Genomic DNA, 16,309 nt, shown 5'->3' with positions numbered 1-16,309 from the left:
GGTCTCTGCCGGTTCGCCTACGCGAACACCTTCACGCCGTTGGCCATCTTGAACGTAGGGGCGATGATCACCGCGAAGAACGGCACGGCGATCCGCAGGAAGTAGACGAGCGGCACCAGGTGCAGGAAGTCGCCGAACGCGAAGCCGACGACAGCGATCAGCGCGAACAGCAACGCGATGCCGAATCCCTTGACCGTCTTGAGGAACGGCGTCGCCGTGCCGACACTCGCAATGACGATGCCCACGTCGACGATGAAGGGCTGCCACGCGCCGGTGTTGCCGAGCGCGACCCCGGCGACGATCCAGGCGGCGATCGCCACCACCCAGAACAACAGGAACACGGCGCCTGCGATGCGCTTGTCGAGTTCACCCTTCGGTGGCCGAGCGATCATCTTTTCAGTAGTCCTTCCGAAGGCGGTGGGCCGGCGAGTTCAGCACGTCGTCTGAGGTGAGACGGCTGGTCGAAACGTCCTCTCGATAGTACCGCCGGGCGCGAGCCGCCCGAGCGCGAAGCACCCTGGCTGCGCCGGATACCGTTGAGGGATGTACACGAGCTACGTCGCGATCGGAGACAGCTTCACCGAGGGCGTCGGCGATGTCCTTCCCGACGGTCGTGTGCGCGGGTGGGCCGATCTCGTCGCCGTCGGGCTCGCCGCCGCAGCGGACGAGCCGGTGCGTTATGCGAACCTGGCGATCCGCGGCCGCAAGCTGGGACCGATCGTCGGTGAGCAGCTGGATGCCGCCATCGCGATGCACCCTCAGCTGCTGAGCATCAACGGCGGCGGCAACGACATCATGCGGCCCCGCGTCTCGGTGGACGACATCGCCGGGCAGACTGCCGAGGCGGTGGGCAAGGCCGTGGACGCAGGCATCCACGTGCTGCTGCTGAGCGGCGCCAACCCGAGCGACAACCTTCCGGGCGGTCGTGCGATCCAGCGCAGGGGCGACGAGCTGGCGGTGCGGGTGCGCGCCTTCGTGAGCGAGGTGACGGCGGCCGAGAGCGACGTCACCTTCGTGGACAACTTCGCCGATGCCGGGCTACGCGACCTGCGCTACTGGTCGCTCGACCGGCTGCATCTGAACTCGTTCGGCCATGCACGCGTCGCCTCCAACGTGCTGACGGCGCTCGACGTGGGCGTGCCGTCGGCCTGGCGCGTCGACGAGGTGGCGGCCCAGCCGCCGTACGGACGGCGCCCGCCGTCGTTGAAGTACTACCGGGAGTACGTGCTGCCGTGGATCGGACGCCGGATCACCGGGAGGTCGTCGGGCGACGGCCGCAGCGCGAAGTTGCCTGAGCTGACGCCGATCGATCCCGGCGCCATGTTCTGAGGCGGAGTCTCGCCGCTTTCCGGTTTCCACGAGCGGGGCCTGCAAGGGGTTGTCGCGCCGTCGCTCCTGCCCTTACCGTCGCCAGGTCGCCGTCGAGGTAGGCGGGGTTGAGGAGGACGCATGAGCACGCACGAGTTGAAGACGATCCGCACGAGCATTCCGGCGCGGATGGATCGTCTGCCATGGTCGAAATGGCACTGGATGGTCGTGGTCGGGCTCGGCACCGTGTGGATTCTGGACGGACTCGAGGTCACGATCGTGGGGGCGATCGGCAGCCGCCTCACCGAGAAGTCCAGCGGACTGGGACTCACTGCCGGCGAGGTCGGGCTTGCGGCGGCGATCTACGTCGCCGGTGCCTGCGTCGGAGCCCTGGTCTTCGGCTACCTCACCGACCGGTTCGGCCGCAAGAAGCTCTTCATGATCACGCTCGGACTGTACCTGCTGGCGACGGTCGCGACGGCGTTCTCGTTCACGCCGATCTTCTTCTTCGTGTGCCGGTTCTTCACCGGGGCCGGCATCGGCGGCGAGTACTCGGCCATCAACTCCGCCATCGACGAGCTGATCCCGGCGAAACGGCGCGGCGTCGTGGACCTCGCGATCAACGGCTCGTACTGGCTGGGCACGGCGTTCGGTGCCATGCTCACGGTCGTGCTGCTGAATACCGCGATCTTCGCACCCGCACTCGGCTGGCGCCTCGCGTTCGGCCTCGGCGCTGTGCTCGGCCTCACCATCCTGCTCGTCCGGCGCAACGTGCCCGAGTCGCCCAGGTGGATGTTCATCCACGGCCGCGACAAGGATGCAGAGAAGGCGGTCGGCGAGATCGAGCAGCAAGTCGAGGACGACACGGGCGAGAAGCTTGCGAGCGTCGACGACGACAAGGCGATCGAGATCAAGCAGCGTGAGACGACCGGTTTCGGCGAGATCGCACGCGTGGCCGTGACGAAGTACCCGAAGCGGTTCGTTCTCGGGCTCTCGCTGTTCATCGGCCAGGCCTTCCTCTACAACGCGGTGTTCTTCACGTACGCGCTCGTGCTGACGACGCTTCTGCACGTGCCCGACGACGTGGCACCGTGGGCGCTGGTGCCCATCGCGGTGGGCAACTTCCTCGGTCCGCTCCTGCTCGGCAGGCTGTTCGACACCGTCGGCCGCAGGGTGATGATCTCGCTGTCGTACATCCTCAGCGGTGTGTTGCTGGTGGGCACCGGCATCCTGTTCGATGCTCGCATCCTGGACGCCACGTGGCTCACAGTGTGCTGGGTGATCGTGTTCTTCTTCGCCTCGGCCGGCGCCAGTTCCGCCTATCTCACGGTGAGCGAGATCTTCCCGATGGAGACCAGGGCCATGGCGATCGCGTTCTTCTATGCGGTGGGCACGGGCCTCGGCGGCATCATCGGCCCGTTGCTGTTCGGACAGTTCGTCTCCATGGGCATCGGCGCCGTCGCCGTCGGCTACTTCATAGGTGCAGGCCTCATGATCGCCGCCGGGCTCGTCGAGGTGTTCCTCGGCGTGAACGCGGAGAACCGGTCGCTGGAAGACATCGCCGACCCGCTTTCCAAGACGGATGCCCCGCAGCAGGAAGCGCATGCCACCTGAACTGGTGCGCGGTTGCACCCGTGTTTGCCATCCGACCGGTTCCACGCGGATGCCGCGCCGTAAGCTTGGGCCGGAAAGGGACGGACATGATCTTCGTGGATCGTCTTGACGCGGGACGCCGCCTCGCCGCGGTGTGCTCGACGTACCGGCAGGACTGGCCGCATCCCGTCGTCCTCGGCATTCCACGTGGCGGGGTTCCGGTCGCGGCGGTCGTCGCCGAGGCGCTGGATGCCCCGCTCGACGTGATCCTCGTGCGCAAGCTCGGACTTCCGCACAACGAGGAGGTCGCGATGGGCGCGATCGGCGAAGGCGTGCGCGTGGTCGACGAAGACCTCATCCGCGTGATGGGCGTGACCGATGAGCAACTGGCCCGCGTCGAGGAACGCGAGCAGGCGGAGCTGGAACGGCGGGTGCGGCGGTACCGGGAGGACAGGCGTCCGGTCGATCTGAACGGCGCGACGGCCGTGGTCGTGGACGACGGGCTCGCGACCGGCGCGACCGCCCGCGCTGCGTGCGCCGTGGCGCGGGCGCAAGGGGCGGCATCCGTTGTGCTGGCCGTGCCGGTCGCACCTCCCGACTGGGAGCCCCAGCCGGGAGTAGACGCGGATTCCTTCGTGTGCGTCGCGCGACCGAGCGGGTTCTTCGCGATCGGTCAGTGGTACCGAGACTTCACGCAGACCACCGACGCCGAGGTGCGCCGGCTGCTCGGCTTGCCCAACGAGTAGAAGGGCGAAGCCCGATCACCTGAGTGCGGCGTACGCGGGCGCTGCCTCGTTGTGCACATCTCCGACGACGTGCACGCGCACGTCGTTCGTCGAGCCGGGGATGCCGGGAGGGGATCCGGAGATGACGACGACCTTGTCGCCCATCTCCGCCAAGCCCTTGCCGATGAGCAGGTCGTCGACCTGGCCCATCATCTGGTCGGTGTGGGTCACTCGGTCGACGAGGAAAGCCTCGATGCCCCACGTGAGCGCCAGCCTGCGCCGGATGCCCTCGCTCGGGGTGAACGCTTTCATCGGCAGCGGGGAACGTAGCCGCGACATGCGTCGTGCCGAGTCGCCGGACTCGGTGAAGACGCAGAGATAACGCGCGTCGACGAAGTCCGCCACCTCCGCAGCGGCCAGCGTGAGCACGCCGCCCTGCGTGCGCGGCGTGGTGCCCAGCGGCAGGATGCGCTCCAGCCCGTGCTCCTCGGTGGACTCGATGATGCGCGCCATCGTCTGCACCGTGACGACGGGGTACTCCCCCACGCTCGTCTCGCCGGACAGCATGACGGCGTCGGCACCGTCGAGCACGGCGTTGGCGCAGTCGGATGCCTCGGCGCGGGTGGGCCGTGGGCTGGTGATCATCGACTCCAGCACCTGGGTCGCCACGATGACCGGCTTCGCCATGCGGCGTGCGATCTCGATGGCGCGCTTCTGCACGATCGGCACTGCCTCGAGCGGGAGCTCCACGCCCAGGTCGCCGCGGGCGACCATGATCGCGTCGAAGGCGTTGACGATCTCGTCGAGGTGATCGACGGCCTGCGGCTTCTCGATCTTGGCGATGACCGGCACCCGCCGGTTCTCCTCGTCCATGATCTCGTGCACGCGCTTCACGTCATCCGCGTTGCGCACGAACGACAGCGCGATGTAGTCGGCGCCGAGATTGAGGCCCCAGCGCAGGTCCGCCTCGTCCTTCTCGCTCAGCGCGGGAACGTTGACGGCGACGCCGGGCAGGTTGATGCCCTTGTTGTTGGAGACCGGCCCTGGCACGATGACCTGCGTCTTCACCCGCGGACCGTCGACCTCGAGCACGCGCAGCGCGACCTTGCCGTCGTCGATCAGGAGCGGGTCACCCGGCTTCACGTCCTGCGGCAGGCCCTTGAAGGTGGTGGAAGAGAGCGCCTTGTCGCCGAGCACATCCTCCGTGGTGATCGTGAAGATGTCGCCCTCGGCGAGCTCGTACGGTCCGCCCTCGAACTTGCCGAGACGGATCTTCGGACCCTGCAGGTCGACCATCACCGCCACAGCGCGACCCGAGTCGTCGGCAGCGCGGCGCACATTGGCGTAGACCGCTTCATGCACGTCGTAGGTGCCGTGGCTCAGATTCAGGCGGGCGACGTCGACGCCCGCATCGATGATGGCGCGGATGTTCTCGTAGCTGGACGTTGCCGGGCCCAGCGTGGCGACGATCTTGGCTCGTCTCATACTTATTCTTCGTACTCCATGGTTGCTTGCACGTGCACAATCGATCGGCACCGTGATCGATGCGGATGCGACGAGCGTCAGATCGAGATGGCGCGGTCGGTCGGCCTGATGGGCGACGGAAGGGCGGTCTCCCCTTCAAGATACCGGTCCACAGCCGCCGCCGCAGCCCGGCCCTCCGCGATGGCCCACACGATGAGCGACTGGCCGCGTCCCGCGTCGCCCGCCACGAACACGCCCGGCTCCTGGGTTTGGTAGTCGTCGTCGCGCACGACGTTGCCGCGCTGGTCGAACGGAACGGAGAACTGCTCACCGAGCGTGTCCTGCTCCGGCCCCGTGAAACCGAGCGCCAGCAGCACCAGGTCGGCCGGGATCTCGCGCTCGGTGCCCGCCTTGGGCACGCGCCGGCCGTCCAGGTACTCGGTCTCCGCCACCCGGACGGCCACCACCTCGCCGACGTCGTTGCCGACGAACTCGACGGTGGACGCCAGATACTCGCGTCTGCCGCCCTCTTCGTGCGCGGTCTGCACCTCGAAGAGGGTCGGCGTGGTCGGCCAGGGCTGGTGCTCCGGCCGCTCATTCGGCGGCTGCTTGCCGATCGCGAGATTGGTGACGGATGCCGCCTTCTGCCTGTGCGCCGTGCCGATGCAGTCGGCGCCGGTGTCGCCTCCGCCCAGGACGACGACGTGCTTGCCCTCTGCGGTGATCTGCGTGGGCACCGAATCGCCTGCACCGACGCGGTTCTGCTGCACCAGGTATTCCATCGCGAAGTGCACACCGGCGAGGTCGCGGCCGGGGATGGGCAGATCGCGTGGCACCATGGCGCCGGTGGCGATGACGACGGCGTCGTAGCGTGCCTTGAGGTCGGGCCAGCTGATGTCGACGCCGATGTCGACGCCGGCACGGAATCGGGTGCCCTCTGCGGTCATCTGCGCCAGCCGCGCCTCGATGTGCTTCTTCTCCATCTTGAAGTCCGGGATGCCGTAGCGCAGCAGACCGCCGATGCGGTCGTCGCGCTCGTACACCGCAACCGTGTGCCCGGCGCGGGTGAGCTGCTGGGCGGCGGCGAGACCGGCGGGGCCCGATCCGACGACCGCGACGGTCTTGCCGGTCAGCCGCTGCGGCGGATGCGGCTGCACCCAGCCGTTCGACCAGGCCTGATCGATGATGTCGTGCTCGATCTGCTTGATCGTCACAGCCGGCTGGCTGATGCCGAGCACGCAGGAGTCCTCGCAGGGGGCAGGGCACAGGCGTCCGGTGAACTCCGGGAAGTTGTTCGTCGCGTGCAGACGCTCGATGGCCTGGCGGCCTTCGCCGCGCCACATGAGGTCGTTCCATTCCGGAATGAGGTTGCCCAGCGGGCATCCCTGATGACAGAACGGGATGCCGCAGTCCATGCAGCGGCCCGCTTGGCGACGCAGCTGCGCCGGGTCTCCGGCCTCGTAGACCTCTTTCCAGTCCATCAGGCGCACCGAGACGGGCCGCCGCTTGGGCAGCTCGCGCTCGGTGACCTTGAGGAAGCCCTTCGGATCAGCCACCAGTGACCTCCGGCGTTCTCGAGAGCGCAGCTCGATTCCAGACGACGTTCGGGTCAGCCACCGGTGACCTCCAAGATTCGATTCCAAACAATGTCACCGTCGGGGTCGAGTCCCTCGTCGACAGCGTTCCTGCGTGTCTCCAGCACGGCGGCGTAGTCGCGCGGCAGCACCTTCGTGAAGCGAGCGGATGCCGCCTCGAGATCTGTCAGCAGCGTCTTGGCCACGGTCGAATCGGTCTCGGCGACGTGCTGCTCCAGCAGGTCGCGAACGATCTCGATGTCTCCGCTGCCGAGCGTGGAGAGCTCCAGCTCCCCCGTGGCCAGCGACTCGCGGTTGACGCACTCCTCACGCAGGTCCAGCACGTAGGCGGTTCCGCCCGACATGCCCGCGCCGAGGTTGCGGCCGGTCGTGCCGAGGATCAGCGCGAGACCGCCCGTCATGTACTCCAGCGCGTGGTCGCCGACGCCCTCGACCACGGCGGTGGCACCCGAGTTGCGCACCAGGAACCGCTCGCCGACCGTTCCGCGGATGAACATGCTGCCCTGCGTGGCTCCGTAGCCGATCACGTTTCCCGCGATCACATTGCGCTCGGCCGGGAACACGCTCGACCGATCCGGTCGGACGACGATGCGTCCGCCGGAGAGCCCCTTGCCGACGTAGTCGTTCGAGTCGCCCTCGAGTCGCAGCGTGATGCCGCTCGGCAGGAACGCGCCGAACGACTGGCCGGCCGAACCGGTGAGCGTGACATCGATCGACCCGTCTGGCAGACCGTGCTCGCCGTGCCGCACCGTCACCTCGTGACCGAGCAGGGTTCCGACCGCGCGCTCCGTGTTGCGGATGGGCAGCGCCAGCTCGACATGTCCGCCGTGCTCGAGCACGTCGGCCGCCCGCTCGATGAGCCGGTTGTCGAAGTGCTTCTCGATCTCGTGGTTCTGGTGCCTGCGGTTGCTGCGCGGGGCATCCTCGGGGAACTGCGGCCCGTGGAGCACGGGCGTGAGGTCCAGCCCGGACGCCTTCCAGTGATCGACGGCGCGGTGCACGTCGAGCAGTTCGACGTGACCGACCGCCTCCTCGATCGAGCGGAAGCCCAGTGCGGCCAGGTACTCGCGCACCTCCTCCGCGATGAACTCGAAGAAGTTGACGACGAACTCGGGCTTGCCGCTGAACCTGCTGCGCAGCACCGGGTTCTGCGTCGCGACGCCGACCGGGCACGTGTCCAGGTGGCAGACGCGCATCATGACGCAGCCCGAGACCACGAGCGGTGCGGTGGCGAATCCGAACTCCTCGGCCCCGAGCAGCGCGCCGACGATGACGTCGCGCCCGGTCTTCAGCTGGCCGTCGACCTGCACGACGACGCGGTCGCGCATGCCGTTCAGCATGAGGGTCTGCTGCGTCTCGGCGAGGCCGAGCTCCCACGGGGTCCCCGCGTGCTTCAGCGAGTTGAGCGGGCTGGCGCCGGTTCCCCCGTCGTGCCCGGAGACCAGGATGACGTCGGCCAGAGCCTTCGCTGTACCCGCGGCGACTGCCCCGATTCCGGTCTCGCTGACGAGCTTCACGTGCACCCGGGCATCCGGATTCGCGCGCTTCAGGTCGTAGATGAGCTGCTTCAGATCTTCGATCGAGTAGATGTCGTGGTGCGGCGGCGGCGAGATGAGACCGACGCCGGCGGTCGCGTGCCGGGTGCGCGCGACCCACGGGTACACCTTCGCGGGCGGCAGCTGGCCGCCTTCGCCGGGCTTCGCGCCCTGCGCGAGCTTGATCTGCAGGTCGGTGGCATGCGTCAGATACATGCTCGTCACGCCGAACCTGCCGGACGCCACCTGCTTGATGGCGCTGCGCCGCTCGGGATCGAGCAGCCGGTCGATGTCTTCGCCGCCCTCGCCCGTGTTGGACTTGCCCCCGAGGCGGTTCATCGCGATGGCGAGGGTCTCGTGCGCCTCGCGCGAGATGGAGCCGTAGCTCATCGCGCCGGTGGAGAAGCGCTTCACGATGGAGGCGACGGACTCGACCTCCTCGATCGGCACCGGTGGCCGGATGCCTGTGCGCAGGTCGAACATGCCGCGCAGCGTCATGAGCTGCTCGGACTGGTCGTCGACGAGCTTCGTGTACTGCCGGAAGATGTCGTACCGGCGGGTACGCGTGGAGTGCTGCAGCCGGAAGACGGTCTCCGGGTTGAACAGGTGCGGGGCGCCGTCGCGGCGGTACTGGTACTCGCCGCCGGTGGCCATGCGCTCGTGCGCCAGCACCGCACCCTCTTCGGGGTAGGCGGAGCGGTGACGCGCCAGGTTCTCGGCGGAGATCACCTCGATGCCGACGCCGCCGAGCTTCGAGGTGGTGCCGGTGAAGTACTCGTCGACGAACTCCTGAGCGAGTCCGACCGCCTCGAACGCCTGGGCACCGGCGTACGAAGACACCGTGGAGATGCCCATCTTCGACATGATCTTGAGCACGCCCTTGCCGAGCGCCTTGATCACGTTCTTCACGGCCTTGTCACCGGAGATGCCGGTGATCATGCCGCTGCGCACGAGGTCTTCGCACGTCTCCATCGCCAGGTACGGGTTCACCGCGCTGGCGCCGTAACCGATGAGCAGCGCGACGTGATGCACCTCGCGCACGTCACCGGCCTCGACCACGATCCCGACCTTCAGACGGTCCTCCGTGCGGATGAGGTGGTGGTGCACGGCCGAGAGCATCAGGAGCGACGGGATGGGCGCAAGGTCTTTGTTCGAGTCGCGGTCGCTGAGCACGATGAACTTCGCGCCGTCCGCGATCGCCTGGCTGACCTCCTCGCAGATCTCGTCGAGGCGGCGTTCCATGGCGTTCACACCCACGTCGAACCGGTACAGGCCGCGCACGGTCACGGTAGTGCGCTGTCCAGGCGCCGGGTCGATGTGCTGGATCTTCGCCAGCTCGTCGTTGTCGATCACCGGGAAGTCGAGCACGACCTGGCTGGTGTGCTCCGGCCCGGGCTCGAGGAGGTTGCGCTCCGGGCCGAGGCCGAGGCTCAGCGAGGTGACGACCTCCTCGCGGATCGAGTCGAGCGGCGGGTTGGTGACCTGCGCGAACTGCTGCGTGAAGTAGTCGAAGAGCAGGCGAGGTCGCTTCGACAGCACCGCAATCGGTGTGTCGGAGCCCATGGCGCCGAGCGGCTCTGCACCGGTCTTCGCCATCGGCGTGAGCAGGATGCGCACCTCCTCCTCCGTGTAGCCGAAGGTGCGCTGCCTGCGCGTCACCGACGCGGGCGTGTGCACGATGTGCTCGCGTTCCGGGAGGTCCTTGAGGTTGATGCGGCCGGCATCCAGCCATTCGCCGTAGGGCTGAGCGGATGCCAGCGACGACTTGATCTCGTCGTCTTCGATAAGGCGGCCCTCGACCGTGTCGACGAGGAACATCTTGCCGGGGCGCAGACGCCCCTTGCGCACGACGCGGCTCGGGTCGATGTCGAGCACGCCGGTCTCGCTGCCCAGCACGACGAGTCCGTCGTCGGTGATCAGGTAGCGTCCGGGGCGCAGCCCGTTGCGGTCGAGCGTCGCACCGACGAGCGAGCCGTCGGTGAAGACGAGAGCGGCAGGGCCGTCCCACGGCTCCATGAGCATGGAGTGGTACTCGTAGAACGCCCGGCGCGCCGGATCGATCTCCGTCTGCTTCTCCCACGCCTCCGGCACCATCATCATGATGGCGTGCGGCAGCGAGCGGCCGCTCAGCGTGAGGAGCTCGACGACCTCGTCGAAGGATGCCGAGTCGCTCGCGCCCGGTGTCACGATCGGATACAGCGACTTCAGCTCGCCCAGCAGGTCACTGTGCAGCTGCGATTGGCGTGCGCGCATCCAGTTGCGGTTGCCCTGCACGGTGTTGATCTCGCCGTTGTGCGCGATCATGCGGAACGGCTGGGCAAGCGGCCAGGACGGGAACGTGTTGGTCGAGTACCTGGAGTGCACGAGCGCGAGCTTCGAGGCGAACCGCTCGTCGGAGAGGTCGGGATAGAACGGCTCCAGCTGGAGCGTCGTGACCATGCCCTTGTAGACCAGTGTGCGGGCCGACAGCGATGCGAAGTACACGTCGAGCTCGCGCTCGACTCGTTTGCGCAGCCGGAATGCGAGCCGGTCGAGCGCGATTCCGGACAGGTGCGAACCGTTCTCGGCGGTGCGCTCGGTGTCGACATAGAGCTGCTCGATGGCAGGCATCGCCTGACGGGCGAGCGTGCCGATCTCGTCCGCCCGCACCGGCACCTCGCGCCAGCCGAGCACGCGTAGTCCCTCTTCGTCGGCGATACGCTCGATCGCCGCCTTGACGGGTGCGCGTTCGGTGTCCTCCAACGGCAGGAACGCGTTGCCGACGGCGTACTTGCCGACCTGCGGAAGCTCGAAGTCGACGACGGCGCGCAGGAAGGCATCCGGTATCTGCGTCAGGATGCCTGCACCGTCACCGGTCCCTGCATCGGAGCCGACCGCGCCGCGGTGCTCGAGGTGACGCAGCGCGTTGAGCGCGTTGTCGATGATGTCGTGGCCGGCGGTGCCGCGCAGGGTGGCGACCATCGCCAGGCCGCACGCGTCGCGCTCGGCGCTCGGGTCGTAAAGGCCCTGGGCGTCGGGAACGGTGCTGAACCGGGAAAACGGGGTGCGCTGCGCCATGGGTACCGTCCTCACATCGATCGGGGAGAGGGACGACGTCGGCCCGTGGACAGGGAGGGGATTCGCGGGTCGCCCGCCGTGTGGTGGGGTGACGCTCGCAACGTGGCTGTACGGGTGTGCCGTGATACCTGTCAGCCAGTTGTCGTTGGGATCAGCCTGCAGAGCTTGTGGCTTCGGCCTTGGTTTCACGCGATTCGCTCGAATTGCTCGTCGCGGAGGCGTCGTCGTCGACGTTGTCCTCATCGGAATCGGTGTCGAACGAGTCTACCGCGTCGCCGGACTGCTTCCATTCACGGCCGCGCAGGTACACGCTGGTCTCGAGTCCAGGGTGCCTGCGCGACTGCACGATGAACAGCACCAGCCCGAGCACGAAGGCGAGGAAGGCCGCCCACACGTTGAACGGGATGCTCAGGAACGAGTACTCGCTCGGGTCGATGCGGATGGACTCGAGGTAGCTGCGCCCCAGCCCGTACCACATCAGGTAGCCGGCGAACATCTTGCCCCAGCGCCACTGGAACCGCTTCTCGAGCGCCACCAGCACGATGACGCCGACGACGTTCCAGATGATCTCGTACAGGAACAGCGGCTGGAACAGCGTGCCGCTCGGAAGACCCGTCGGGTACGCGGCGTTCGTGCTCTCGATCTGCAGCCCCCACGGCAGGTTCGTGGGAAGCCCGTACAGCTCGTGGTTGACGTAATTGCCGAGCCTGCCGATGGCCTGGGCCAGCAGGATGCCTGGGGCGAGGGCATCCGCGAAGGAGAGGAAGCGCACCCCGGTCTGCTTGCTGGCGATGAACGCCCCGACCGCGCCGCCGATCAGCGACCCGAAGATGGCGTTGCCGCCCTCCCAGATGAAGAAGATGCGCCACGGGTTCGCGCCCGGGTAGAAGTAGTCGTGCGGGTGCGTGAACACGTGGTATAGACGCGCGCCGATGAGACCGAGCACGACGGCCCAGATGAGGAAGTCGATGACCACGCCCGGCTCGCCGCCGCGGCGGGTGAGCCTGCGAGACGTCCAGATGGTGCAGATGATGATGCCGACCAGGATGATCAGGGCATACGTGCGGATCTCCCAGTGCAGCCCGAAGAGGTCGATCGGGATCGACTGCCACGCAATCGGCGGGCTCGGAATGCTGAGGTGTGCGATCACCTGTCGGGTTCCCTTTCGTGTGGATGCGCGCAAGCAGCGCGCGTAACGCAACTGAAGTCTAAGAGGTCCCGCTGGTGGGACTACTGCGCCCGTGCGCCTTCGGCGAGGCTCCTGGCCGTCTCGGCGGCACCGGCGGCTCCCCCGTCCGCCAGCGCGTGCACCAACGCCGACCCGACGATGGCGCCGTCGGCGTACTCGAGAACCTCGCGCACCTGCTGTCCCGTCGAGATGCCGATGCCGACGCACACGGTGCTGGCGCCGGCGGTGCGCAGACGCGAGACGAGAGTGCGAGCCGCGGAATCCACGTCGGCGCGCTCGCCGGTGATGCCCATGGTGGAGACGGCGTAGACGAAGCCGCGGGAGGCGCCGGCCGCCAGCTGCAGCCGTTGGTCGCTCGAGGTCGGCGCAGCGAGGAAGACGCGGTCCAGCCCCGTTCGGTCGCTGGTGGCGATCCAGTCGGCGGCCGAGTCCGGCGTGATGTCTGGCGTGATGAGCCCGCTTCCGCCTGCGGCGGCGAGCTCGTCGGCGAAGCGGTCGATGCCGAACTGCACCACCGGGTTCCAGTACGTCATGACCAGTGCAGGCACATCCGACCGGGAACGGATCTCACGCAACGCCGTGAACACGTCCCTGACGCGGAAGCCATTGTGCAGGGCCTGCTGGGTCGCCGCCTGGATGACGGGCCCGTCCATGACGGGGTCCGAGTACGGCAGCCCGAGCTCCAGCACGTCGACGCCGTTCTCGGCGAGTGCGACCGCGGCGTCGATGCTCGTGGCCAGATCGGGGAAGCCGACCGGCAGGTATCCGACCAGTGCACCGCCACGGGTCGCGCGTGCGGCCTCCACGGCCGGCTGCACGTGGGCAGGCGTCATCACGTCGCTCATCGTGTCGTGCCGTTCGCGTCGTCCGTGCCGGGGAGCTTTTCGTCGAGAAGGCCGAAGTACGCGCCGGCGGTCTCGACATCCTTGTCACCGCGACCGGACAGGTTGACCAGGATGAGGGCATCCGGTCCCAGCTTGCTTCCCAGCTGGAGCGCGCCCGCCAGCGCGTGCGAGGACTCGATCGCGGGCAGGATGCCCTCGGTGCGGCTGAGAAGCCGGAACGCCTGCATCGCCTCGTCGTCGGTGATCGGCAGGTAGCTGGCGCGTCCGATGTCGCGCAGCCACGCGTGCTCCGGGCCCACCCCCGGGTAGTCGAGACCGGCCGAGATGGAGTGCGACTCCATGGTCTGGCCGTCTTCGTCCTGCAGAACATAAGTCTTGGTGCCGTGCAGGATGCCGGGGGTTCCCTCGCTGAGCGTCGCTCCGTGTTCGCCACTGGAGATGCCGTGACCGCCCGGCTCGAACCCGTAGAGCTGCACGTCCGCGTCGTCGAGGAACGCGTGGAAGATGCCGATCGCGTTCGAGCCTCCGCCCACGCACGCCGCAACGGCGTCCGGGAGCCGGCCGGTGAGATCGAGCACCTGCTGCCTGGCCTCCTCGCCGATCACCTTGTGGAAGTCGCGCACCATCGTGGGGAACGGGTGCGGGCCATTGACCGTGCCGAGCAGGTAGTGCGTGTTGTCCGCGTTGGCGACCCAGTCCCTGAAGGCCTCGTTGATGGCATCCTTCAGGGTGCGCGAGCCGGTCTTCACCGGGACGACCTCGGCGCCGAGCAGCCGCATGCGTGCGACGTTCAGCGCCTGGCGCTTCGTGTCCACTTCGCCCATGTAGATCGTGCACGACATGCCGAAAAGTGCTGCGGCGGTCGCGGTGGCCACACCGTGCTGGCCTGCCCCGGTCTCGGCGATGAGGCGCGTCTTGCCGAGTCGGCGAACGAGAAGGGCCTGGCCGAGCACGTTGTTGATCTTGTGCGATCCGGTGTGGTTCAGGTCTTCGCGCTTCAGGATGACGCGGGCACCCCCGGCGTGCTGGGCGAACCGCGGCACCTCGGTGATGATCGACGGACGGCCGGTGTATGTGGCGTGCAGCCGCGCCAGCTCTTCGGCGAAGGCTGGATCCTGTTTGGCCGCCTCGTACTCGGCGGAGAGCTCGTCGAGAGTGGCGATGAGCGACTCGGGCATGTACCTGCCGCCGTAGTCGCCGAAATCGGGACCGTTCTGGTCGCGTAAGGCCATGGTCACTTCCCGTCGGGGATGGGCACGGAGAGGAATTCGGCCAGGCGCGCCGTCGGGTCGCCCGTGACGAGCGCCTCACCGACGAGCACCACGTCGGCGCCCGCCTCGCGGTAGTGCGCGACGTCGTCCGGACCGAGCACGGCTGACTCCGCGACGCGGATGACGCCTGAGGGAATGCGGTCGGCGAGCGATCCGAAGAGATCGCGGTCGAGTTCGAACGTGTCGAGGTCGCGCGCGTTGACCCCCACCAGGGCGGCGCCGGCATCGACCGCACGCGAGACCTCCTCCGCCGAGTGCGTCTCGATGAGGGCGGTCATGCCCAGCTGCACGGTGAGCTCGTGCAACAGCACCAGCGTCGGCTGGTCGAGCGCCGCCACGATGAGCAGCACGATGTCAGCCCCTGCGGCGCGCGCCTCGTACACCTGGTATGGCTCGGCGATGAAGTCCTTGCGCAGCACGGGGATGCTGACGGACCGGCGCACTGCTCGCAGATCGTCGAGGGACCCCAGGAATCGGCGCTGCTCGGTCAGCACGCTGATCGCGCTCGCCCCGCCCTGCTCGTACAGCGATGCGAGCGCCGCGGGATCCGGGATGTCCGCCAGCCGGCCGCGAGATGGGCTCGCCCGCTTCACCTCGGCGATGATCTTCACGCGGTCGGCGGGTGCAAGCGCCGCAAGCGCATCGAGCGCATCAGGGGTGCGTTCGGCAGCCGCGGCGACAGCGTCGAGCGGCACCTCGGCGGCGCGAGCGCGGGCATCCGCCACCGATCCGCCGACGAGTTCGTTCAGCAGCACTCAGTGACCCTTGGGCTGATACTTCGGCCCGTTCACGCCGTAGCCGGCCCTGGCCATGATGAGGCCGACGATCGGGCCGATGACCACGACGATCGCGCACGCGACGACGACCCACGGCTGGTCGAACCAGAAGGCGAACACCCCGACGACGAAGCCGATCAGCATGATGATGACGGCCGTCCATGCGGCAGGTGAGTGGCCGTGGCCCGGATCCGAGGACTCAGCGCTCATGACTCTCTTTCGGTACTGGCGAGTGGGACCTTCCCATCCTATCGAACGGGAGGATCCTGCCCGTCTTCGGTGGGGTCGTCTCCGCGGCTGAGCTCGTCCCAGTCGTCGATGGCGGCGTCGCGGGCCCTTGCTCGGCGATCTGCGGGTGACAGCGCGTTCTCGTCGTCCGGAACGTCCCGCCCCTCGAGGTGCGCGGAGCGCGCGTTCGGTACCTCCTCCGTCGTGCCGTAACGCCGCGACGTGGCCGGCCACAGGTGACCGGTGCCGGCGACGCAGAGCGCGGCGACAGCCAGCGCGATACCGCCGGCCAGCGCGAGCGCGGGCCAGGGCGAGGCATCCGCGCGGGAGACGATGGCGCGCACGCTGGTATCGCCGGCGATGCCGGTCGCCTTGCTGACCACGGTGATGCCGGTGGCGACCGGATCCGCCATCGCGGAGATCGTCGAGCCGATGATGCCTGCAGCGAGCACGAGGCCGAGCAGCGCGAGCACGTAGCGCAGGATGCGCCCGGCAAGCGCGAGTGCGCCGGCGAACGCGACGCCAGCCAGAGAGAGTGCGGCGATAGCCGGCGCGGCCTGGGCGCCGGTCACCGTCAGCGTCCCCGCATGACCGGAGGCCGCCGTGAGGTGCAGCGTGTACCAGGTCTGCGTCGACGCACTGAGCACGAGACCGCAGGCGAGCACGGCGAGCAGCATCGTGCCGTACTTGAGGCGACCGGCGAGTCGGGTGCGCTCTGCCATG

13 protein-coding genes are annotated in these 16,309 nt (G+C 68.1%); 3 read left to right on the top strand and 10 right to left on the bottom strand.

Going from position 1 to position 16,309, the window contains the following annotated elements; genetic code table 11:
• Positions 1-17: 17 nt before the first annotated feature.
• Positions 18-392 (bottom strand): hypothetical protein, encoded by a 375-nt coding sequence (locus ACYVI5_RS05025; protein WP_460529107.1) that lies wholly within the window; start codon positions 390-392, stop codon positions 18-20.
• A gap of 151 nt (positions 393-543) precedes the next feature.
• Here ACYVI5_RS05025 and ACYVI5_RS05020 point away from each other — a divergent pair, with 151 nt between their 5' ends.
• From ACYVI5_RS05020 to ACYVI5_RS05010, 3 genes are all read left to right on the top strand, one after another.
• Complete coding sequence (locus tag ACYVI5_RS05020; protein ID WP_460579254.1) at positions 544-1,329, top strand: SGNH/GDSL hydrolase family protein; 786 nt, start codon at positions 544-546, stop codon at positions 1,327-1,329.
• A 120-nt stretch (positions 1,330-1,449) separates the two neighbouring features.
• The gene (locus tag ACYVI5_RS05015) at positions 1,450-2,922 is read left to right on the top strand and encodes an MFS transporter (protein ID WP_460579253.1); all 1,473 of its coding nucleotides are present in this window, start codon (positions 1,450-1,452) and stop codon (positions 2,920-2,922) included.
• Positions 2,923-3,008: 86 nt separating this feature from the next.
• Positions 3,009-3,647 carry a phosphoribosyltransferase gene (locus ACYVI5_RS05010; RefSeq protein ID WP_460529116.1) on the top strand — a complete coding sequence of 213 codons (639 nt, stop codon included), beginning with the start codon at positions 3,009-3,011 and terminating at the stop codon, positions 3,645-3,647.
• Between the two features lie 15 nt (positions 3,648-3,662).
• On the opposite strand, the gene pyk is transcribed toward ACYVI5_RS05010, so the two are convergent.
• The 9 genes from pyk to ACYVI5_RS04965 form a co-directional block, all read right to left on the bottom strand.
• Positions 3,663-5,111: a pyruvate kinase gene (gene pyk / locus ACYVI5_RS05005; protein ID WP_460579252.1), complete on the bottom strand. Its 1,449-nt coding sequence runs from the start codon at positions 5,109-5,111 to the stop codon at positions 3,663-3,665.
• 77 nt (positions 5,112-5,188) lie between these two features.
• Positions 5,189-6,646 (bottom strand): glutamate synthase subunit beta, encoded by a 1,458-nt coding sequence (locus tag ACYVI5_RS05000; RefSeq protein ID WP_460579251.1) that lies wholly within the window; start codon positions 6,644-6,646, stop codon positions 5,189-5,191.
• A gap of 53 nt (positions 6,647-6,699) precedes the next feature.
• On the bottom strand, positions 6,700-11,277 hold the full coding sequence (gene gltB, locus ACYVI5_RS04995; RefSeq protein WP_460579250.1) for a glutamate synthase family protein: 4,578 nt from the start codon (positions 11,275-11,277) through the stop codon (positions 6,700-6,702).
• Positions 11,278-11,428: 151 nt separating this feature from the next.
• Positions 11,429-12,427: a prolipoprotein diacylglyceryl transferase gene (gene lgt, locus ACYVI5_RS04990; RefSeq protein WP_460579249.1), complete on the bottom strand. Its 999-nt coding sequence runs from the start codon at positions 12,425-12,427 to the stop codon at positions 11,429-11,431.
• 80 nt (positions 12,428-12,507) lie between these two features.
• The gene (trpA, locus tag ACYVI5_RS04985; protein ID WP_460579248.1) at positions 12,508-13,311 is read right to left on the bottom strand and encodes a tryptophan synthase subunit alpha; all 804 of its coding nucleotides are present in this window, start codon (positions 13,309-13,311) and stop codon (positions 12,508-12,510) included.
• On the bottom strand, positions 13,308-14,543 hold the full coding sequence (trpB, locus tag ACYVI5_RS04980; RefSeq protein ID WP_460529134.1) for a tryptophan synthase subunit beta: 1,236 nt from the start codon (positions 14,541-14,543) through the stop codon (positions 13,308-13,310). The genes trpA and trpB overlap by 4 nt, the downstream gene beginning before the upstream one ends.
• A gap of 2 nt (positions 14,544-14,545) precedes the next feature.
• Entirely contained in the window at positions 14,546-15,334 is a 789-nt protein-coding gene (trpC, locus tag ACYVI5_RS04975; protein ID WP_460579492.1) for an indole-3-glycerol phosphate synthase TrpC, read from the bottom strand.
• A gap of 3 nt (positions 15,335-15,337) precedes the next feature.
• Complete coding sequence (locus ACYVI5_RS04970) at positions 15,338-15,568, bottom strand: DUF6704 family protein (protein ID WP_460529137.1); 231 nt, start codon at positions 15,566-15,568, stop codon at positions 15,338-15,340.
• A gap of 38 nt (positions 15,569-15,606) precedes the next feature.
• Positions 15,607-16,308: a Trp biosynthesis-associated membrane protein gene (locus ACYVI5_RS04965; RefSeq protein WP_460529140.1), complete on the bottom strand. Its 702-nt coding sequence runs from the start codon at positions 16,306-16,308 to the stop codon at positions 15,607-15,609.
• Position 16,309 lies beyond the last annotated feature (1 nt).

This window comes from Humibacter ginsengisoli (assembly GCF_054780095.1).
Note: the sequence above shows the minus strand (reverse complement) of the source record. Positions and strands in the feature narration are given on the sequence as shown.